This window comes from Kitasatospora sp. NPDC048298, assembly GCF_043201465.1.
Lineage (GTDB): Bacteria > Actinomycetota > Actinomycetes > Streptomycetales > Streptomycetaceae > Kitasatospora.
In genome coordinates, this window is record NZ_JBICYZ010000079.1 from 18,389 (window position 1) to 39,179 (window position 20,791).

17 protein-coding genes and 1 CRISPR repeat array are annotated in these 20,791 nt (G+C 73.3%); of the genes, 8 read left to right on the forward strand and 9 right to left on the reverse strand.

The genetic code is table 11. The features are described 5' to 3' along the window. Positions 1-129: 129 nt before the first annotated feature. The 8 genes from ACGF0D_RS37500 to ACGF0D_RS37535 form a co-directional block, all read right to left on the reverse strand. A complete protein-coding gene (locus tag ACGF0D_RS37500) occupies positions 130-1,545 on the reverse strand; it encodes a hypothetical protein (RefSeq protein ID WP_392924171.1) in 1,416 nt (471 codons plus the stop codon). Continuing rightward, positions 1,542-2,495, reverse strand: coding sequence for a hypothetical protein (locus tag ACGF0D_RS37505; RefSeq protein ID WP_392924174.1), 954 nt, complete (start codon positions 2,493-2,495; stop codon positions 1,542-1,544). The genes ACGF0D_RS37500 and ACGF0D_RS37505 overlap by 4 nt, the downstream gene beginning before the upstream one ends. A gap of 212 nt (positions 2,496-2,707) precedes the next feature. After that, a complete protein-coding gene (locus ACGF0D_RS37510) occupies positions 2,708-3,265 on the reverse strand; it encodes an ATP-binding protein (RefSeq protein ID WP_392924177.1) in 558 nt (185 codons plus the stop codon). Further along, positions 3,262-3,672 carry a hypothetical protein gene (locus ACGF0D_RS37515; protein WP_392924180.1) on the reverse strand — a complete coding sequence of 137 codons (411 nt, stop codon included), beginning with the start codon at positions 3,670-3,672 and terminating at the stop codon, positions 3,262-3,264. Before ACGF0D_RS37515 ends, ACGF0D_RS37510 begins: the two co-directional genes overlap by 4 nt. Positions 3,673-3,955: 283 nt before the next feature. Then, complete coding sequence (locus ACGF0D_RS37520) at positions 3,956-5,227, reverse strand: helix-turn-helix domain-containing protein (RefSeq protein ID WP_392924183.1); 1,272 nt, start codon at positions 5,225-5,227, stop codon at positions 3,956-3,958. A gap of 225 nt (positions 5,228-5,452) precedes the next feature. After that, a CRISPR array of direct repeats spans positions 5,453-6,458; the repeat unit is 29 nt; unit sequence GGAGCTATCCCCGCGAGCGCGGGGCCGAC. A gap of 499 nt (positions 6,459-6,957) precedes the next feature. Then, positions 6,958-8,541, reverse strand: coding sequence for a hypothetical protein (locus ACGF0D_RS37525; protein WP_392924186.1), 1,584 nt, complete (start codon positions 8,539-8,541; stop codon positions 6,958-6,960). Next, the gene (locus ACGF0D_RS37530) at positions 8,538-8,951 is read right to left on the reverse strand and encodes a hypothetical protein (protein WP_392924189.1); all 414 of its coding nucleotides are present in this window, start codon (positions 8,949-8,951) and stop codon (positions 8,538-8,540) included. Before ACGF0D_RS37530 ends, ACGF0D_RS37525 begins: the two co-directional genes overlap by 4 nt. Positions 8,952-9,081: 130 nt before the next feature. Beyond that, positions 9,082-10,152 (reverse strand): NlpC/P60 family protein, encoded by a 1,071-nt coding sequence (locus ACGF0D_RS37535; RefSeq protein ID WP_392924191.1) that lies wholly within the window; start codon positions 10,150-10,152, stop codon positions 9,082-9,084. Positions 10,153-10,600: 448 nt separating this feature from the next. Here ACGF0D_RS37535 and ACGF0D_RS37540 point away from each other — a divergent pair, with 448 nt between their 5' ends. The 8 genes from ACGF0D_RS37540 to ACGF0D_RS37575 are packed head-to-tail and all read left to right on the forward strand — an operon-like array spanning position 10,601 to position 19,764. Next, positions 10,601-11,503 carry a hypothetical protein gene (locus tag ACGF0D_RS37540; RefSeq protein ID WP_392924193.1) on the forward strand — a complete coding sequence of 301 codons (903 nt, stop codon included), beginning with the start codon at positions 10,601-10,603 and terminating at the stop codon, positions 11,501-11,503. After that, positions 11,448-11,804, forward strand: a complete 357-nt coding sequence (locus tag ACGF0D_RS37545) for a hypothetical protein (RefSeq protein ID WP_392924196.1) — start codon at positions 11,448-11,450, stop codon at positions 11,802-11,804. Before ACGF0D_RS37540 ends, ACGF0D_RS37545 begins: the two co-directional genes overlap by 56 nt. 4 nt (positions 11,805-11,808) lie before the next feature. Further along, on the forward strand, positions 11,809-12,546 hold the full coding sequence (locus tag ACGF0D_RS37550; protein ID WP_392924198.1) for a hypothetical protein: 738 nt from the start codon (positions 11,809-11,811) through the stop codon (positions 12,544-12,546). Continuing rightward, complete coding sequence (locus ACGF0D_RS37555; protein WP_392924201.1) at positions 12,530-14,437, forward strand: hypothetical protein; 1,908 nt, start codon at positions 12,530-12,532, stop codon at positions 14,435-14,437. Before ACGF0D_RS37550 ends, ACGF0D_RS37555 begins: the two co-directional genes overlap by 17 nt. Beyond that, positions 14,434-15,963 (forward strand): SCO6880 family protein, encoded by a 1,530-nt coding sequence (locus ACGF0D_RS37560; protein ID WP_392924203.1) that lies wholly within the window; start codon positions 14,434-14,436, stop codon positions 15,961-15,963. Before ACGF0D_RS37555 ends, ACGF0D_RS37560 begins: the two co-directional genes overlap by 4 nt. Beyond that, entirely contained in the window at positions 15,963-17,492 is a 1,530-nt protein-coding gene (locus tag ACGF0D_RS37565) for a type VI secretion protein (protein WP_392924205.1), read from the forward strand. Before ACGF0D_RS37560 ends, ACGF0D_RS37565 begins: the two co-directional genes overlap by 1 nt. Further along, a complete protein-coding gene (locus ACGF0D_RS37570) occupies positions 17,489-19,213 on the forward strand; it encodes a type IV secretory system conjugative DNA transfer family protein (protein ID WP_392924207.1) in 1,725 nt (574 codons plus the stop codon). Before ACGF0D_RS37565 ends, ACGF0D_RS37570 begins: the two co-directional genes overlap by 4 nt. 23 nt (positions 19,214-19,236) lie before the next feature. After that, positions 19,237-19,764, forward strand: coding sequence for a hypothetical protein (locus ACGF0D_RS37575; protein WP_392924210.1), 528 nt, complete (start codon positions 19,237-19,239; stop codon positions 19,762-19,764). A 407-nt stretch (positions 19,765-20,171) separates the two neighbouring features. On the opposite strand, the gene ACGF0D_RS37580 is transcribed toward ACGF0D_RS37575, so the two are convergent. Then, positions 20,172-20,633, reverse strand: coding sequence for a hypothetical protein (locus ACGF0D_RS37580; protein ID WP_392924212.1), 462 nt, complete (start codon positions 20,631-20,633; stop codon positions 20,172-20,174). Positions 20,634-20,791: the final 158 nt, after the last annotated feature.

Sequence of the window (20,791 nt, forward strand, 5' to 3'; positions counted from 1 at the left end):
TCCTTGCCTAGGGTGCCGAAGTGGGCCGCCCCAGCTTGCCAAGTCCGGGCGGGCGCCGGGGCCGGTTCGGCCGGGTTCCCGGCGGCGTCGGGGCACCGGAGCGCCGGGATCCTGGGGCCGGGTGCTGCTTCACCGGCGCTCGGGCACGGGGTCGATCACGCCTGCGGCGGCGAGGCTCCGGTAGAGCGCGTGGTGCTCGGCGTCGGTCATCCGGCGCGAGTGCGTCGGCGCCTCGCCGCCGACTGGTGGGGGCCAGGCGGAGACCGGCGGGATCAGGTCGGAGGCGGCGTGGGCGGCGGAGCGGTAGGGGCCGCGCAGCATGAGGGTGGTCGTGCCGGGCAGCATGACGGCCCGGTGCACGAGCGTGGGTGCCAGGGTGTAGCTGCTGCCGGGGAGTTCGGTGGTGGTGACGGCCGGGCGCAGGTCGCCGGACGTGAACGGGCCGTCGGCGCGGTCGGCGGTCCGGCCGTCGATCCGGCCGTCGGTGCGCAGGTAGACGGTGTGGAGGTAGCCACCGGTCAGGACGCGGGCGGCGAACGGGTAGGCGTGGTCGTGCGGGAGCAGCTGGTTGCCGGGGCGGGGGTTGGTGTTAAGGCGGATCTCGTACCCGAGGTCGTCGGCCGTGGACAGGACGAGACGGTCCAGCAGCAGGGTGGTGCGGGAGGCCTCGTACCGCTCGGGGGCGAGGACGGTGGTGGTGACCAGGTAGGACAGGAGGGCGCGGTCGGCGGCGAGGCAGTGGAGGACGTCGGACTCGGCGTGGATCCGCGGCAGGCCGGCGGCGCGCAGGTCGGGGATGTCCTCCAGTCGGGGTGCGGCGGCCCGGGCCGCACCGCTCGGGCGGGGGCCGGTGAGGCGCGCGTGGGCGTCGGCGACGGCGGCCCGGTACTCGTCCGGGGTCAGCGGCGCGGTGCCCGGGACCGGGGTGGAGGCCGAAGCATCGGACGCGACGAGCTGCGCGCTGTCCGGGGAGCCCGTGAGCCGGGTCGTGGCACCGGCGTGCAGGAGGCAGACCTGGCCGGGGTCCAGGGTGCGCAGGTACTGGGGGTCGTCATGGTCGATGTCGTCCCGGTCGCGGTAGAGGGCGAGGTCCAGGGTGCCGACGAGCGGAACGAGGGCGGTGGTGCGGTCGGCGGGCCAGGGCCCGGCGGAAGTGGTGCCGTCGGGAGTGGTGCCGTCGGGCAGGCGCAGGTGGATCGCCGGGTGGCCGTCGCGGGGCGCGGCGAGCAGGAGCAGGGTGTGGCCGGGGGCGGTGCGGGAGCCGGCCGCGAGGGTGCCGGGGTCGGCCCGGTCGAGCAGGTGCAGGGCCAACTCGGTGGCGGGGGCGAGCCAGGCGCCGGTGACCAGGTACTCGGGGCGGTCGGTCAGGGCGTCAGGGTCCAGGTCGGCCAAGCCGGCGACGGCCAGGGGGTCGGCGGCGGCCGGGGTGCTCTGCGGCGGGGTCATGGGCATGGTGATCTCCTCCGTGAGGTGGTCGCCGCACCGCAGGACCCGGGGCTCGTGGAGCTCCGGCAGCGGGCGGGCGTTCGTGTGGGAGGCCGTCATCGCGGCCCCCAGTTCCACGGGGCGGGGTGTGCACCGCGCAGGCAGGCGACGCGATGGGCGGCCTGCCGGTGGGCGGCGGCGTCGAGGTGGGCGCGCCACACCGTGTTCATCACCGCGGTGAGGACGACGACGTCACGCACGACCTGGTAGCCGGACCAGGCGCCGATGTAGGGGTGGGCCGGGAGCCGGCCCTCCCGTTCGTAGGACAGGTAGGTGTCTGCGTAGGTCCGGTGGTCCTCGCGGGGGCCGGTGAGCAGTTCGGAGCGCCAGCGGGCCGCGACCAGGTCCCACTCCCGGTGGCCGCGCGTCAGCGGCCGGCGCAGCAGAAGCCCGACGTGAACGCCGTCGTCGTGGCAGGGGACCATTCCGAGGGCGCCGAGGACGACGGTGTCCGGAGTCGGCCAGTCCAGGTAGTCCCACTCCTCGCGCAGCTGCGCCGTGTGGTCGCGCAGGAACCGGCGGGCGGCATCGTCCAGCGGGGCGTCGTCCAGTCCGTCCAGCAGGTGGGCGAACGGGTCGTGCTCCCTCAGCCACGGCGCCAACGCGGGGTCGATGCGGTGGGCGAGGGCGGTCACCCACGCGGACAGGGACGTGTCGGCGCTCGGCCTCCCGGGGTCCTGCCAGAAGGTCACGGCCCGGCCGTCGGCGGCCGGGCGGACGTCGGTGTAGTAGGGGGAGGTGACGGGAAGCCGGTGCTGCCGCAGGAACTGCGCGCCCTTGACGAGTGCCCAGGCCTGGTCCAGGTCCGGGTGCACGATGGCGAGCGCGTGCGAGCGCGAACCGAGCGACCACAGGTGGTTCGGGCAGTCGCTGACCAGCTCGGCCTTCGCGGGGTCGTCGCCGGTGGCCACGCAGGCCTGCGTCAGGGCCTCGTAGGAGGCAGCGATGTCCAGTCTGCGGGCCGGGCTGATGGTCTTGAGCAGCGTCTTGGTGCGCGTTCCGACGCTCACGGCGCAGTCCTCGGGTTCGGAGTGGACGGATGGAGAGGGAAGCGGCCCTGGAGGCGGTGAGCGTGCGCGCCCCGTGCGGGCGGGGCGGTGCTCTTCCGCCACCCGCCGCCGTGTCGCTCCAGGGACGGGTGTTCCGGACTCCGGTGGCACCGGTGTGCACAGGCAGCGTGTGCGGAGGCGGCAGGTGCTACCGGAGGCCTACTAGGTGCCGGTCACGCCGGTATTCGGTCGCGCGCCGGCTGCCCGGGCAGCGGGCCCACGGCGGGCCGAGGCCGGAACTCCCGCACGAGCGCGTCCGCGCGCGGCGCCGCGACCCGCGGGTGGACCTGCTCGCCCACGGTGGCCGCCGGACGCGCCTGCTCGGGAAGCCCGATCTCGGCCCAGATCTCCTTGCCGCCCTCGGGGAACTCTTCGACGCCGAACCCGGACACGACCGCCGTGACAAGCATCAGCCCGCGGCCGCAGGTCGCCTCGTCGCCGGCCGACCGGTACTCGGGCCGGCCGAGCCCCGGGTCGGTCACGGACACCCGCAGCACACCCGCGTCGTACCGCAGGCGGGCGGTCAGCATCACGTCCGGCCGCTCGCCGCCACAGCCGTGCACGACGGCGTTCGTCCCGAGTTCGCTCAGCACGAGCTGCAGATCGTCCGACACCGCCTCCTGCTGCCGGCCGTCCAGGCCGAGCGTCGGCAGCGCCGTCCTCGCCCAGCGGCGGAGATCACCGATCCGTTCCCGTTCGGCGACGAATTCAAGGCTGGCGATGGTGCTCACACCGCCGTCCCAGTGGCCGAGCCGGAGGAGCTTCCCTCAAGGCGGCGGCCGACATCGGCACCGTGCAACAGGACAGCCGGCGTGTTCGTCTGAGGCACCCACGGCGGGGTGTCCCAGCGGGTGCCGTGCGAAGGCGGAACGGCGATCCAGTCGCCGGGACCGGAGCGGACTTCGAGGTCGTCACAGGATGCGCTCGCGTACCGGCCGGTGGCCGGGAGAACCAGAAGGATCACCGACTCGACGGTCACGATGCACGGGACCTGAGCGACCTTTTCCAAGACGACCATCGCGGCCATGCCGATGGTTCGCGGGAGGAGCAGGGCATCGAACCTGGTGGTCCAGGCGATGAGGCCGGCACCGGGCGACTCCTCCAACTCGGAGATGACGAGCTCCGGGTCGGAGAACACCGGACCCTTCGGACGCGGGTGGGCGCCTGGGGTCGGGCAGCTCGGATCGCCGCAGGTACAGCCCTGCCTGGGCCGGTGTCGGTGTCCGACGGACAGCGGCCAGCTCAGGGCCGAGTAGGCCGTGGCGGCGTCCTCCGGTCGGCGGGTGTTGATCAGCTCCATGCCAGCCTCTCCCACGGTGATCACACATGCACTGCTGGTGACCTTCCGAGAGTGACAGCCCGGCCTTGGCCCGCCCCCTAGAAAACTTAGGGGGCGTCAACTGTTCGATATTTCAGTTGAGTTACTGAACAAGTTCCATGTTCCGGATGAGCCCTGAGAGGGCAGCGGCCTGGGAGGGCACTCCGATCTGGACGAGCTCAGTGACCAGTGCGCGGCTCATGGGGTCGGCGTACACGTAGTGCGGTGCTGCCGTCGCGGCTTCCCTCAACTTGACCACCGCGGCCGAGCTTCTACCCATCCGGTGCATCGCTCGCGCCTCGTCGATCGCATAGTGCGTCCGGCGCTCCTTCGACGGAACCTCGTGAATGTCCACCTCCGGAACGCGCCTGAGGCCACGGTCCGGCTCGTCCACTTCCACTCCGGCTTCCGCCGCATGTACGGCCACGACGCCACGCCCGAACACGGTGTGGTTCGCCAGGTCGTACCAGCCGTCGCCAAGCTGGTCGGCGTCCTCCAGCGCGGCACTGATCCGGGCCCAGGCATCGTCCTTCTGCCCTGCGCGGGCATGGGCGATCGAACACCTCAAGTGCAGGGCACCGCGCAAGGACATCGCTGCTCGGGTAGTCGCGCCTCCGGTGGCGTAGGGCTCCAGGTCCCGCAGCGCGGCCTCCGCCACGGCGATGGTCTCCCGGTTCGAGGCCTGGTGCAGCAACGCACCACACCTGTCCCATGCGACGGCGGCACGCATGAGCGGGTCGTCGACCGCTGCCGCGGCACTGGCCGCCACCTCGGCCGCCGACCATGCCAAATCAGGGTAGCCGAGTTGGTTCAGGCACATCCGAGCCGTCCTGGCGGCGTCAACCAACAGCCTCAGAGCTTCGTCCCGCTGGTGGCCGGTAAGGGTGAGCACCGCCGTGTTCAGATCTTCGATCAGTGGCGGAAGCAGGGTGGCGACTCCGGGCAGGTTCGCTGCCTGGCGGGCTGCGTTGGCACGGCGGGATTGCCCACGCAGCCTGTCCAGCTCAACCGGTGCCCCCTGCGGGGCGAGCCCTGGGTGTCCCGAGAGGATCAGGCTGGCACGGCGGATACCGGTCCGGACCGCGGGGACGTGGGCGTGCGCAAGGCTTCCCCCGGCCCTCTGGAGGCGGTACGGCTGGCCGAGGAGCCAGACGACGTCGACATCGCAACGGTCGGCGATCGCAGTGATCACGCTGTACCGGTCGAGCGGCTGCCGACCGCTCTCGACGTTTGCCATCCAGGACTCGGCCCGGCCCAGGAAACCGGCCAGCTCAACTTGGGTCAGTCCAGCCGCGTTTCGGGCGATCCGCACGCGGGCGCCGATGTGCTCGCTGTTCAAGGGCATGCTGGTGTACTCCGTTCTGACCTCGTCCATCAGGACGGTACTCCGGATGCCGTTGCTGCGAAGCGTTAAAACCGAACACCCGGTGATTGCGCGAACTCGCTGCCGGGACACCCGTCCGGCGGTGCCCGGCGACCCACTGCACGTGAATCCTTTGGACAGCGTCGATCTCACCGGCCCTCCTGAAGCACGGAGCGCCGCCCCACGGCCCTCCCCCGGCTTCAACCGTTGCCGACAGTAGGTGAGCTTGCAGTGGCAGGAGCTATCCCCGCGTACGCGGGGCCGACCAGTATCGGCTCGGTGTTCGCCGGTCAAGCCTGGAGCTATCCCCGCGTGCGCGGGGCCGACGCGAGGGCCTGGACGATGGCGGCCGGCGTCGAGGAGCTATCCCCGCGAGCGCGGGGCCGACAAGAGCCCGCGGTCCGGCTCGGCGTACATGTAGGAGCTATCCCCGCGAGCGCGGGGCCGACAGGTTCCCGGCGAGCTTCGTCAGCCCGACGAAGGAGCTATCCTCGCGAGCGCGGGGCCGACACCTCGCGCAGGGCCTGCCCGTACCAGAGCTGCGAGCTATGCCCGCGAGCGCGGGGCCGACGTGGACTTGGCCAACTCCCTGCCTGCGACCAGGGAGCTATCCCCGCGAGCGCGGGGCCGACCCGATCCATCATCGGCGCCCTCGTCTCGCGGGGGAGCTATCCCCGCGAGCGCGGGGCCGACGCGCCGGGCGTGGGTAGCGTCCAGCAGGTGGAGGAGCTATCCCCGCGAGCGCGGGGCCGACCGGGACGGTGACCGTGATCGAGGAGCCGCCCCCGGAGCTATCCCCGCGAGCGCGGGGCCGACGTCGCCGCGGTGGCGGTCGACTCGAAGGCCCGGGAGCTATCCCCGCGAGCGCGGGGCCGACGCGCCGGACGTCGCGCACGCTCAGGCCGCCCTGGAGCTATCCCCGCGAGCGCGGGGCCGACGGCTGGGAGAACTCGGTGACGAACCCGCCGCGGGAGCTATCCCCGCGAGCGCGGGGCCGACGGGCGGGTCCGGAGTGCGGCGAGCTGCTCCTTGGAGCTATCCCCGCGAGCGCGGGGCCGACGTGATCGGGGGCACCTGGGCCGATGCGATCCTGGAGCTATCCCCGCGAGCGCGGGGCCGACGACGGCGTGGCCCTCGCCCGCCGGCTGCGGGTGGAGCTATCCCCGCGAGCGCGGGGCCGACTGCCGCAGCACCGTCGCTCGGCGGCGCACGCGGGAGCTATCCCCGCGAGCGCGGGGCCGACACTTCCTGACCTGCGGCGATTGGGCGCAGAGTGCGCCAATCCATTCAGTTCGAATCCGGAGCCCCACGTGTACGGGACCAACGCCCCAGAGACGATCTCTCCCAGCTGCGCCCCGGCGAGCCGGCTCTGAACCTTCGACAGCATCGTACGGGCTGGCATCAGGCATGGGCATAGGAGACGGGTTCGCCGGTGACGGCGTCGGCCACGCCCCGGGGCGGAGAGGCTGACGCAGGACGACCTTCAGCTCCGCGGTGCCGCCGACCTCGCCGCCGTCGCCGAAGTCGTCGCCACATACCGCCACTGCCTGGTCCTGCGGACATACGACATCGACCCACCGCCCGACCGCGAGCAGCCGACTGAGGATCGGGTCGTCGGCGACGGCACAGCGCTTTCCGGTGCTTCAGGTGTCGGCGCCGACTGGCACGGAGGCACGGCGTAGGAATCGTCGCCCGTATCGGACCACGTTGCTTTCTTGGACTCTGCCCGGCGGGTCCATAGTTCACAGGCCCAGGCCGCTCCGCCTTGGACGCCGGGTCGGCTGCGGGTTCTGCCCGGTAGCGGCGAGCCGGGCCGCGGAGCGTCTGAGGGTCATGCGGTCGGCGGCCTGACGGTCGGGAGCAGAGGCGAGCCGGTGCTGGAGGTGCTGGGCGGCGAGGTCGGCTCCGAGCGCCGAGACCACGGTGGCGAGGGCCGTCTCGGCGGCCGCGCTCGCCCGGCCGGCGGACCGGTACTCCTCGGCGAGCTCAGCGCGTCGATCGGCGGGCAGCGGCCGGGCCGGCAGTCGGTTGTGCCCGGGGCCGGAGGCTCGCATCATCAGCCGCCGGGTGTCGGCGAGGCGTTCGGCGAGGACGGCGTGGTCCTCGGCGAGGTGCTGGAGGCGGGCGGAGACCTGGCGGAGGGCGTCGCACCACACCGGCAGGGACGCGGCGATGTCGCAGGCCCGACGGGTGGGTCCCCCGTGGCCGTGGGACAGCCGCCAGGCCGGGTCGGCGTAGAGGAGCCGGCCCACCCGGTCGACCAGGGCGTGCGACTCCGCGGTGACGGCGGAGAGGGTGTTGTCGGGAGCGGAGCGCAGGGGGAACCAGCAGGCGCGTACGCGGCGCCAGGCGTGCTCGGCTGCTTCCCAGGCGGTGTCGGCGGCGTGGACGGACGCGAGGTGGGCGGACACGGTGGCGGGAGCATGGGTGGCGGCGTGGGTGAACAGCAACCGGGTCAGCTGGTAGACGGCGAAGGCGTTGGAGGCTGCTGTGCCCATGGCGGAGGCGGTGTGCGCGTGGGAGTCGTCGCCCGCCTGTACGGCGCGCCAGCTGATGTCCGCGAGCCGGTCGGCCGAGGCGGCGGCGCCGGTGCCGAGCTGTGCGGGGGTCTCCACGGTACGGGGCGGGTCGGGCTGCAGCAGCGCGCGGGGCCGTACGGTGTCGAGCGCCACGGCGCCGAGCCGGACGTCCGGGTCGGCGGCGAGCGCCCGGACCTCCTGCTGCACCACTCCCAGCTGGTCGACGACCCGGCCAAGGGCACCGATGCGCTCGGTGAAGGACGCGCTGGACGTGGCCGAACCAAGGCGGCCCACCAGGTCCGCGACCGTTCCGGTGAGAGCGAGGACCCTGACCAGGACGGCGGTGCGCAGCTGCGTGCTCTCCAGGGCGAGCCCGTGCCGGGTGAGGGGTCGGCCGTCGGGATCGGTGTGGGTGGCGAGCAGGTCCAGGCCGGTGCGCAGGGCCTGGACGGCATGGGGGACGTACCGGGGGGCCTGGAACGCCTGGAGGGGTGTGAGGGCCGGCGGCTTGCCGTAGGCGGCTCTGAGCTGTCGGGCGGCTTCGGCCAGGGCCACGTGCAGCCGGGCCCGGCGGGCACTGTCCGGTGCCGTCGCCGGGCCGGGGCCGGTGGGCGCCCGGTCGGGCAGGGTGTCCACCGGTTCCCAGCCGTACCGGGTCTCCACGGCGAGGAGGAGGTCCAGCAGGTCCGCGACCTGGTGGCCGACGGTCCGTCGGTAGAGTTCCGAGCTCCGCTCGATCGGCAGGTGGTCGGCGTCGGTGAGGCAGCTGCCCGCGAGGGCGACGAACTCGCCGAACTCGGCGCTCACCGAGCGGTCTCCGCCGGGCGGAGCGTGGTGCGCACCGCGGCGGCGGTGTGCCCGAGGAGGCGGACGGCAACCAGGGCGGTGTAGGCCTCGTCCGGCGTCGCCGCGGTGGCGGCCGCTGCCGAAAGCCGAAGCTCCGCCTGCTCCAGGAATTCGGCGAGCCGACGGCCGTCGGCGAAGGTGAGGTCGGTTTCGGGGTCGTCGCCGTCGTCGGGCTCGGGCAGGAAGCCGCGGAGCTCGATGGCGTGGTTGTGGGCGCCGCAGGCGGCCAGGGTGTCGCCGCCGGTGTCGGTGGTGACGGCCAGGGCCCAGTACCCGGTCTGGTGGGCGAGGGACCAGGCCGCCGAGAGCGGGCCCTGGATGTCGGGCTCGGCGAGGCGGACGGCGATGCGGTCGAACCAGGCGGTCGTCACAGTGAGTTCCTTCGTCGGTCGTTGTCGTGGCGGTCAGGGTGGCCGATCCGGCCGGCCCAGGAGGCCGGTGGTGCGGGTTCTTGTGGATAAACCGGGTGTTGTGGACGGATCCGGTCACCCGGACGGGGGATCAGGTGACGATCCGGCGGACGGCGACGACCTGGTTGGGGCCGCCGCCGGCTGCCCTCCAGATCTGGTAGCTGCCCGTCCGGATCCGGAGGCCGGTACGAGGGGCCTCCAGGAGACGGCCGTCGCCGATGTAGAGGGCGACATGGCCGGGGCGGCCCGGACCGCCGTCCGTTCCGTTGGTGAAGACGAGGTCGCCGGGCTGGATGCTTCCGGGGTCGACCGGTTGCCCCTCCTCGACCTGGGTGAAGGTGGTGCGGCTCAGCCGGATCCCGGCGTGGGCGTAGGCCTGCTGGACGAGGCTGGAGCAGTCGCACCGGTGGGACGGGGTGGCGCCCAGTGGGTCGGTACAGTCGCCGCCGTACTGGTACCAGCCTCCGCGTTGGGCCAGGGCCCAACGGATGGCGGCGGCAGCCTGCGGGTGGGTGCCGGCCGGGACGTCCCACCCCGGTGGGAGGGCGGCGTCGGCCGGCGGCCCGGCGGGCGAGGGGGCGGTGAAGTCCGGGAGCGCGCCGACGATGGCGGCGACGTACCGCTGGGTTTCCGGGTAGGGCGGGATGCCGTGCGCGGCTTCGACGGCGTGCCAGCCCGCGTTGTAGCCCGCGAGCGCGAGCTGCCACGGGTCGGCGGCGAGGCCGGAGTCGCGGGCCTGGCGGATCAGCGAGCACATCATCCGGCCCTGGGCGTCGATCGCGTCGGCCGGCTCGAACGGACTGCTCACCCCGTCGCCGTCGACGTCCCGGCCCCAGGCGCGCCAGGTGTCCGGAACGAACTGGGCGATGCCCTGGGCGCCCGCCGGGCTCTGGGCGTTGGGGTCGAACCCGCTCTCCCGGTGGAGCTGGGCGGCGAGCCGGGGGGAGGTCAGGCCCTGGTCGCAGGCCCCGGCGGCGCGCTCGATCATCGGAACGTACGGCGCCGGGACGCTGCCCGGCCGAAGCGCGCTGCCGTACGGTCCGTGCCCCGGGGCGCTCGCCGCGACGGGGACGTCGGTGGCGGCCGCCAGCAGCACCAGGGCGAGCAGTCCGGCGGGTGCGGCGACCGCGCCGCCCGCCAGCAGGATCGTCCGTTTGGGCATGGTCCAGGTCCCCCGATCGTGTGGCACCCGTCGGCGTGTCAGATACGGACCGGCCGGACAGACAGGCTCGGCCGGTGGCGAGGTGACTATCCGGGTACCGCCTGCCGCACCGCCGGAGCCGCCGACCTGCCGACCGGGCAGGCGCCCGGAGCGGCCGGACACGAGGGCATGCGGACGAAAGACGCCGCAGGTGGGCCGCTGCCTCGACGGCCGGCATCACCTCCGGCCGGCCGTCGAGGCAGCGAGGACAGGGCCGCATGCCGGCCCCGCCCCCGAAGTCGGTGGTGTCGTACGGCACCGGCACACCCCTGGTCACGATCCGCTCCAAGTCGATCGCCGAGTGTAAACAGGGCCGGTCGTCACTGTGCTAGACAGTGCGGCTACGACCAGCGATGGCCCATGAAGTGGCATCGCTGAACACCGGTCAGGTGGGAGGGAGTGAACATCGGTGGGCAGGTCCGCGCCCGTGGCCGGGCTGCACGCGGGCGCCCGGCTGATCGTCCCGGTGCTGGGGGCGGCGGCCGGCAGCGGCCGGAGCACCGTGGCCCTGCTCGCCGCGGCCGGACTGGCCCGGCTCGCTTCGACGGTGGTGCTCGACAGCGCGTCGACCGCGTCGTCGCCGTGGCGCCGCTGGCCGCTGGCCGGCGGCACCGGGCTCGCCTCCGTACCCGCCGACCGGCCCCTGAGCGCCGGTCAGGTCCGCGCCGCCGCCTCGTCCTGCCTCGACGGCCGGGTCCAGGTGCTCACCGACCGCAGGCCCTGGTCGCAACCGCCGCTCACCCTGCCCTCGGCGCCGTCGGCGTGGCCGGCTCTGGCAGGGATCGGCGGCTGGCAGGTGAGCGTGGCGGACACGGCGCTGACCGTCGCGGACGACCTCGGTGACACCGGGGTCCACTCGCGCACCGCCCAGTGGATGCTGCTGGAAGGGGCCGTGCCGGTGATCTGCGCGCCGACGTCGAGAGAGGGCCTGGAGGCGGCCGCCGTCGCGATCGCCGCCGCCGAGAGCGTCTGTCTGCCGCTTCAGCGGTGCGTGCTGGTGCTGGTCGGCATGGCCGGTGGGATGCCGCGGCAGTGCAGGGCGGTCGCCACCATGCTCGCGCCCCGGGTCGGCGCGGTGGTACGGGTGCCGCACTGCCCCACCTGGCGGGCGCACGCCCTGCGGACCGACCGGCTCAGCCGCCGGTTCGAGGCGGCCGGCACCGGGCTGGCCGACACCCTGATCACCACGGCCGAGAGGTCCCGGGGCCCGCTGCGGGCCCCGGCCGGGACGGCCGCCACTTCGGAGGATCCCTCGCATGACGACCTCTATGTCGCTGCTGGCAGCCCGGCTGACCACCTTGCCGTTCAATGACCCCACCAGCGCCCCGAGCGGGTCGTTCTACGACGTCGGGAAGAACTTCAAGCCCGAGGTGCCGGGCGGAGAGGTCGGCAGCGCGCTGACCACGATCGTCAACTGGACGATGGGCGGCTGCCTGGCTCTCGTGGTCGCGGCACTGTGCGCGTGCGCCGCCATGGACTCCTTCGGCAGCATCTCGGACAAGCCGGATGTCAGCGCCCGGGGCAAGGCCGGCATGCCGAAGTGCTTCCGCGCCGCCGTGATCATCGGCCTGGCCTGGCCGATCGTCGCCCTCGGCGCGAGCCTGAAGGGCTGACGGGATGGACTCCGTCGAGCTCCGCCGGCGCCGGGCCCTGCGCACGCTGGTCACCGGGGCTGCCTTGGCGGCGGCCGCCGCCGCGGGCGCGGTCGCGGTCCTGATCTGGCAGGCCGAACCCGGGCCGCGGGCCGGCGCCGCCGCCGCTGGCCCCGCCGCTGCTTCGGCCGCCGCCGTACCGCCGTCCGCGAGCCCGTCCACGGTGGTGCAGGCTGTGCCGCTGCCCGCGCCCGCCCGAGTCGAGAAGGGCATTCCGGTCGGCTACCCCCACACCCTGGCCGGTGCCGTGTCCGCGGCCGCCCACTACACCGAGGCCCGCGACCTGCTGAGCCCCGACGCGGTGCCCGGGCAGATGAGGGTGATGGCCGGCAAGGACGACGAGAACTTCTTCAAACTGACCTCGCTGGCGATCGCGGACGCCCGGGACTGGCGGCGCCTGCTCGGTCTTCCCGCGGCCGGGGGCAGCACCGGCTCGGACTTCATCGCCCTCCAAGTCCGCGCCTACCAGGCCACTGCTGTGAGTGCGGACGCCGTCGACGTGTGGCTGCTGACTACCCAGACCCCCACGGTCGGCGGCATCCAGCACGGCACCGGCGTCTTCGCCATCGCCGCCCCGGTGGTGTGGGACGGAGGAGACTGGCACCTGACCGAGAAGAAGGTCACGCAATCCCCGGTCGTCGAGGATCCGGGTACCGCGCAGGCCGACGCGGCCGGCTGGAGGCCCGTTGCCTACCAGCACTAGCGGCGTGCGGCGCGCGGCGCTGGTCCTGGTGCTCGTCCTGGCCGCGCTGGCCGGGCCCGCCACCGCGTTCGCCGCCGCGCCCCCGCCGCTTCCCGTTCCGGGCGCCGCCGCCGGAACACCCTGCCCCGCGCACACCCGGCCCGTCGGGCAGCCCGAGAAGCTGACCGCCACCGGTCTGCAACCGAAGCCCCCGGCCGAACAGATGGACGCGCGCGGTGGCTGTGTACCGCTCGACGAGGACGGCTGCCGGGCTCTCGGGCTGAGGGACGACCCGCTCAGCACCTGCGTGTACGCCACCTTCAAGCACAAGTACTGCGACGCCGATCTCCTGCCCCTGCCCGGGATGGAGGTCTACTGCGAGAACGCCGACAAGGAGATGGCTGCGTGGTGCCAGCAGCACACCAACAGCACCCACTGCATGGTCAGCGCCAAGCACAGCCTCGCCGCCGCCCTGAAGAACCCCGGCGCCGCGATCGCCGACGAGGGCACCAGCCGGCTCGCCCACACCTTCGCCAGCGCGGCGAAGTGGGTGCTAGGGGAGATGGCCAAGGCGGTCCTGGAGGGGTCCGTCGTCGACCTGGACGCTGACGGCATCTCGGACACCCTCGCCCTGATGCTCCAGTTGTCCGCGATCATCGCGGTCGTCCTGCTGTGCGTGGAGGTCACCCGCACCTGCGTCTCGCAGGAGGGCAAGGGGATCGCCACGGCGGTCACCGGCCTGGTCGAGTGGGCACTGAGCTGCGCGGCCGTGTACACCGTCACCCAGACCCTGGTCTGGGCCGCCGACGACGTCTCCGACTGGATGATCCGTGCCTCCGGCCTGACCACCGACCAGTTCGTCAGCCGCGTCACCGGCCTGTTCGCGGGCATGGACGCCGTCTCGGAGGTCGGCTGGCTGCTGGTGCTGGGCGTCGTCGGATCGCTGGTCGCCGGGTTGATGTGGCTGGAGTTCGTCTTCCGGCACGACGCCCTCGACCTCCTGGTCGTCAGCTTTCCCGTATCGGCGGCCGGGGCGATCAGCGAGTTCACGCGGCAGTGGGCGCCGACGGCCCGCCGGGCGGTGTACTCGATCGCGATGATCAAGCCGGTCGTCGTGCTCACCCTGCTGATCGGGCAGGGCATGGTCGGCGCGGCCACGACCGTCACCGGCGTCGTCGGCGGCCTGCTCGTCGTCGGCGTCGGCGCCGTCGCCTGGCCCATCGCCGGCCGCTTCATGCCGTGGTCCGGCGGCGGCAACAGCGGCGGGTCGGTCGCGAGCGGCATCATCGGCGCGGTCGGCGTCACCGCGGCCTCGGCGGTCTGGGGCCGCGGCGGCGGGGTTCCCTCCGGGAGCGGCGCGGCACCGCCGGGGCCGGCGCTGGCCAGGGCTGTGGAGTCGGACGACGCCGACCGGCGCAGGGCGGACGACGGCCGACGCTCCTCGGCGGGCCGCGCGGTGATGGCCGGGCTGATGGCCGCCCAGGGCGTGAAGGCGGCCACCGAACTGGCCTCCGGCGGTCTGGACACGATGGCCGCGCACGCCGGACTCAGCTCCGGGCGCGACATGGGCGGATCCGTCAACCTCCCGCCCAGCCGTTCCGGTGAGGCCTCCGCGCCCGCCGGGCCACCGGGCACCGCAGGGGCGGCAGCCGCTCCCGCACCCCGTCCGGCCCCCACCGCCCGGTCTTCGTCCGCACACTCCGGCACGGCCGCTGCCCCGCCCCTTGCGGCTGCCGCCACGCCGCGACCGCCCCTGGCGCGCGCGGCGGGCGCGGCCCCCGCGCCACCGGCTCCCCCACAGCCCGGCCCGACGAACGTCCCGACGGACGTCCCGGCGGCCGCCACCCACCCGACCCCGGCACCGGCCCCGCCCCTGCCGGCCGATCCGCCACCAGGAGGTGAGGGGCCGTGACGTCCCCCGAGGAGCCGTCGACGTACGGCGGCTGGCAGCGCGAGCGCAGCCCGTACCTGGGCGAGCTGAGCCTGAGCGGCCTGGTGACGGTCGCCGGCGCGGGCCTGGTCGCGATGCTGCCGGTCTACAGCCACGCGTGGGCGGGCGAGATCGTCGCCGTGCCCGTCGCGCTGCTGCTGCTCGCCGCGGTCTATCTGCGGGTGTACGGCCTGACCGCGGCGGAGTGGCTCGTCCTCGCGGTCCGGTTCCAGATCGCTGTCGCCAGGAGGCAGACGATGTTCTTCAGCGGCGCGTTCGCGCCCCGGCGATCCGACGGTGCGCGGTGCACGGACCTGCCCGGCGTGCTGGCCCGCCTGGAGCTCCTGAAGGTGCCCACCGGGGCCGGCCGTGAGATCGGCGTCGTCCACGACCCGTTGCAGGGCCACTACTCGGCGGTCATGGAGGTGCGCTACCCGGGGATCGCGCTCGCCGACACCGCCCGGGTCAACTCCCGGATCGCCGCCTGGGGCGGCTTCCTCAGGGGGCACTGCGTCGAGGGCGGGCCGATCGTACGGATCTCGGTCACCGACCGGTCCGCTCCCGAGGACGGCACCGCGCTGATGGCGTGGACGACCGGCCACCTCGACCAGGGCGCACCGGCCGCAGCCCACGAACTGGTGACCGGCCTGGCCGCCGAGGCGGCGCCCGCCGCGTCCACCCGCCGTACCTATCTGACCGTCACCCTGGCCGCGTCCCGGGTCCGCCAGGACATCAGGAGCTCCGGCGGCGGCACCCTCGGGGCAACGGCCGTCCTGGTGCGCGAGCTGCTCGCGATGCAGGGCGCGATCGCCGCCGCCGACCTCCAGGTCGTCGCCACGCTGACCGTCGGCCAGATCGCCGAGGTGATCCGCACCGCATACGACCCGGGTGAGGTGCCCGTGCTCGCCGCCCACGCGGCGGACGCCTCCGCACCGGGGTGGACCGGCGCACCGGCGGGTGTGGAGGAGACGGCCGCCGGCCCCGCCGCGGCCGAGCAGCACTGGAGCCGCTACCGGCACGACAGTGGCGTGTCGGCGAGCTTCGAGGTCCACGGCTGGCCCGAGGGCCGGGTGTACGCGAGCGTGCTCACCCCGCTGATGAGCCCTTCCAGCGATGCCCGGCGGAGCGTCTCGCTCACCTACGAGTGCCTCGGCGCCCGCACCGCCCGCGCCACGCTGAGCCGCGAACGCACCAGGGCCGACGTCAAGCGCCGCGTCCGCGCGCGGGGCGGGCGGATCGAGTCCCTGGACGAGCGCAAGGCGCTGGTCGACACCCAGGACCAGGACCACGCCCGCACGGCGGGCCACGGCATCGCGCGCTTCACCGGTGTGGTCACCGTGACGGTCGAGGAGCCCGACGAGCTGCCGCTGGCGACCGCCCGTCTGAAGCGCGACGCGTACACCTCCGGCCTGCGCCTGCGCGAGCTGTACGCCGCGCAGGACTCGGGCTTCGCGGCGACGCTGCCGCTCGGGCTGGGCCTGCCGGTGAAGCGGCGGGCGGTGATCTGATGGGCCGCCTGGGCGACTGGTTGCGCCGCGGGGACACCGACCTGCCCTCGATCGGCCTCCAGGACATTCTCGGGAGCGGACCGGCGCCGGTTCCCGCCCAGCGCGGACGGCGGGCGCCGCGGCGCCCGGCCCCTGCGGCACCGGCACCGGTCCTGGGGTGGCCCGGCCCCCACGCCGGACGGGCCGTGCGGGTGGCGAGCCCCGAGGTCTACCGCTGTGACACCCACAACCTCGCCGGCCTCTACCCCTTCGGGGGCGGCTCGGCCCTGCCCGCGGTCGGCGCCTACATCGGCCACGACGTCCTGACCGGCCGCCAGTTCTCCATGCACCCGGGCGCATGGGTCCAGCACAAGATCGTCTCCAACCCCGCCGTGCTGGTCACCGGCACCATGGGAGCCGGGAAGAGCGCGCTCATCAAGGCCCTGTCCACACGGCTGGCGGCGTTCGGCGTGAAGGTGCTGATCGCCGGTGACGTCAAGGGCGAGTACGGGCGGGTGTGCCGCTGGCTAGGCTGCGAGCCGCTGGAGCTCGGCCCGGGCCTGCCCGGCCGCATCAACCCCTTGGACGCCGGCTCGCTCGGCGAAGGCCTGGAGCACGTCACCGACCCGGTGGAGTGGCGCGAGCGTCTCACCGAGATCCACCGGCGCCGCCTGAGCCTGCTGTGCACACTGCTGGAGCTGCAGATGCGCCGGCCGCTGACGCCGGAGGAGACGGAGGCGATCTCCGCCGCGATCAAGGAGGTCACCGGCCAGCTGGCGGGCAGCACCGTGCTGGCCACCCCGACCCTGCGCGACGTGCACGCGGCCCTGCGCGACCCGAGCGCCGAGATGGCGCGCGAGCTGCGGATCCGGGGCGAGGACATCCAGGCCACCCGGGAGGCGACCAGGGCCGCCCGGGCCGCGCTGGCCACGTGCTTGGACGGGCATGTCGGCGACCTGTTCAGCACGGCGGACACCTCCACCGGCCGCATCGACTGGTCGGCGCCGATGGTCAGCGTGGACATCTCCCGCACCCGCGCCTACGGCGACGAGACCGTTGCCATGATCATGATGTGCATCTCCAGCTGGACCCAGGCCGCGATCGACCAGCCCGGCGGGCCCCAGCGCCTGGTCGTGCGCGACGAGCTGTGGCGGGCGCTCCAGGTCGGCGGCGCCACCGTGATCCGCAAGCTCGACTCCGACCTGCGCCTGCACCGGGCCGACGGGGTCTTCGACCTCGCCGCCACCCACCGGCTGTCGGACTTCGAGGCGGTCGGCCCGGCCGGCTCCGAGGCCGTGATGATCGCCCGGCACATGGTCTCGTCGTTCGACACCAAGATCACGATGGCTCAGGACGTCCGCTCCCTGGGCGCGATCCGGGACGCGGTCGGCCTCACCGAGCCGCAGGTGGAGCTCGTCTCCGGGTGGGGCCGCGCGCACGCCGGCCGGGGTCTGTGGATGCCCGGCCGCTCCGGCGCCTTCCCGGTCCAGCTCCACCTCACCGAGACCGAAAAGGACCTCTACCACACGGACGAGCGGATGGCCCTGTGACGGCCGACCGGCGCTCCGAACCGACCTGGGCCCCGACCGTGCTCGGCGCCGCGGTGCTGTGGCTGCCGGCGTCCGGGCTGATCGCCGCCCGGGTCTGCGCCCTGCTCACCGCGAGCCCCTGCCACCTGGTCGGCGGCGCCGGCCTCGCCGCCGTCACCTGGCCGCTGCGCGGCCCGGCCGCGGCCTTCGCCCCGGCACCGCCGGGCTGGCTGTGGTGGCCGCTGCTGGTGCTGGTCTGGGCCGGCCCGGTCGCGGGCGGGACGTGGCTGTGGGTGCGCCGCCTCGCCGACCCCGGCGCGGACGGCGCCCGCTGGGGTGGCCGGGCGACCGAACGCCGGCTCCGGGTGCCCGAGGAACCCGACCGGCGTCGCAACCGCATGGCCTTCGGCCGCAGCAAGGCCCGCCGAGGCTGGATCCTCGCCACCAAGGAGAACATCTCCGCGACCGTGTTCGGCCTGCCCGGCAGCAGCAAGACCACCGGGCTGGTACTGCCGATCGCCGCCGAGTGGTACGGCCCCTGCGTGATGACCACCGTCAAGGCGGCCGACCTCGACGTGGTGTACGCGCGGCGGGCGGCCCTGGGCCCGGTGTACGTCGTCGCCCCGGCCGGCCTGCCCGACCGCCCGACCGCCCGCTGGTCCCCGGTCGACTACTGCGCCGACGCCAAGGCCGCCGACCGGATGGCCACCTGGCTGGCCGACGCCGCCTCCACCGCCGGTGACCCGCGCTCCGGCCCCTGGGTCGACCAGGCCAAGGCCGTCGTCAAGGGCGTGCTGCTGGCCGCCAACCTCGCCGGCGGGGACATCACCACGTTCAGGCGCTGGCTCGCGCTCGCCGAGGACGCCGTGGACGAGGTCCGCGAGGTCCTGGTCGACGGCGGCCACCCCGACGTCGCGGACGACTACGCCGCCGCGTTCGCCCTGCACCCCGACGGCGTCGGCTCCATCAAGTTCACCCTGGGCGTGATCACCAAGGTCTACGCGGACGAGGAGGTCCGCGCCACCGCCGCTGCCAGCGACTTCACCGCCGAGGAGATCCTCGACCGGTGCGGCACCGTCTGCCTGATCGCCAGCGAGGCCGACGGCGAACGCTTCGCGCCGCTACTGACCGCGATCACCGCGAGCATCGTGCACGCCGCCCAGGCCCGCTACCAGCGCACCGGCCGCCCCCTCGACCCCGCGCTCGGCCTCGTCATCGACGAGGCCGGCAACTGCTTCCGCTACAAGGCCCTGCCGAGACTCCTGACCGTCGGACGCGGCATCGGCATCGTCGCCCTGACCGTGTGGCACGACCTCAGCCAGCTGATCGGCGTACTCGGCCGGGAAGCCGCCAACACCGTCATGAACGCGAGCGGCCTGCGCATGCTGCTGCCCGGCAACGCCGACCCCGAGACGCTGCGGGCCTTCACCAACCTGCTCGGCCGGGCCCTGGTGACGCGGAGATCGACCAGCACGGGAGGCGGTGGTGTGTCCACCTCCGAGCAGCTGGTCGAGACCGACCTCGCGCCCACCCACGTCCTGCGGGAACTGCCCGACTTCACCGCGATCGCCGTCTACGGCAACCAGCGCCCCGTGCGGGTGAGGCTCCGCCGCACCTACGCCGACCCGGACCTGGTCAGTCTCCTGGCCGGAAAACCCGAGCCGGCGGCTGCGGCGGGCGCCGCGCCAGTGGTGGTCCCGCCGCGGCCACAGCACCCGCCCACGACACCCCGGTCCCGCTGACCGAGTCCTGAGGAGAACGATCCGTGCCTGAGACCCACACCGAGCCGACCGACGGCCTGGATCCGGCCGATCCGTGGACGGACCTCCCCGAGCCCGACTCCGCGCCCGTGCCGCGGATCGTCCTGCGCGACATGGAGCCGCAGGAGCGGCGCTCCCGACTGGAGGAGCTCGGGCACTGGCTGCGCTGGCTCGTGGAAGTCAACCCGGAAGCCCGCGCCTCGGTGCCCGCCTGCTGGCACCGGCACGAGGACGTCATCGAGGTCCTCCTGGCGCTGCAGATCGGATGGGTCCGGTCCTACACCCGCCCCAGTGCGGGCCGCGACACCGCCGAGGCGGACTGGCTGATCACGGCGAACACCCTCCTCCCGACCATCCGCCGGGCGAAGTGCGCCAACGGGCACGCCGACCCGGCCGCCCGGCCTTGGGGCGGGCCGGACGAGGAGACCCTGCGCCGATGGCTGGAGGAGCCGGGCGGCCTCGGCACCCGCGAGCGCGAGCACCCCAGCCCGGCCCTGGCCGCCGATCTGAGCACCGATGAGCAGCCGCTGTAGTACGCCGGTCCGATGACAACCCGCCCACCCGCCGCCTAGGTATGAAACTGCCGGACGTGGGTGACACATGGATCTCCGACTACGACGGAGTCCTGCCATACCCCCTTCGCAGAAACAGCAACAGGACCGCCAGGCCCAGCGACGCCTGGCGGTCCTGCGACACGCCGAGGAAGTCACCGGGAACGTCTCGCTGACCTGACGGGTTCCCGTTCGCGTCGACATGGGAGGGTGCAGGCCGCGGCGACGGGAACTTCTCGGTCCAGTACATAGACGGCACTCAGAACGGAAATGCTGGAACCGACCTGGCTATCTGGTACGGGAGTCAGCGAGTTCTCCACAACGATAAGTTTGCGGTAGAAATCCTTCCGTAGCCGCAAAGGATCACTCGGCGGCGAGAAGGTGTCTGGTCATCCCGCCGCTGGCTCGAATGCGAAGCGGAACTGCTCCACCCCGTGGAGCAGTTCCGTTTTTTCTTGATCGCCCAACTCCAGCGAACTCCCCCAAAAGACATTTAGCATAAAGTTGCGCGAGGCCCCCTCAAAGTCCAAGGTCAGACCGGTGGGTCCAGAGAATAGAGTCCATGCTTCCGTGCGCCCCGTAAGGGACTTGTATGGAGTCCTCGCGATAAGCCTCAACCCTTCCGGGCTCACTGGCCTTTCAGTAATCTCAAGAGTCACAGCTGCATAGTGATCACGAATCGTGCTTCGAACCTTAATCGCCCCGTCGGTCAATGTGATACCCGGAGTTTCGTTGCACAAAGGTAGGTCCATCCAGCTGCCGTCCTCGGCGAACTCATCCTGCTCCCACAGTCCGAACTGTGAACGCTCAACTGAAACCAGGCCTGTTGCCTCGGCGTAAAAAGCCTGCATATCACCGATACTTCCACACGGCTACCACTCAGGGGCCTGCTTCGGACAGCCTCCAGGAACAAGCGCGGATGCGCACACGGTCTCCGGCCTCGCCAACCCTTAAGGCGTGCTGACCGCGGCCCTGCGGGACGACCGGCACGAGCCCGCCCCGGACGACA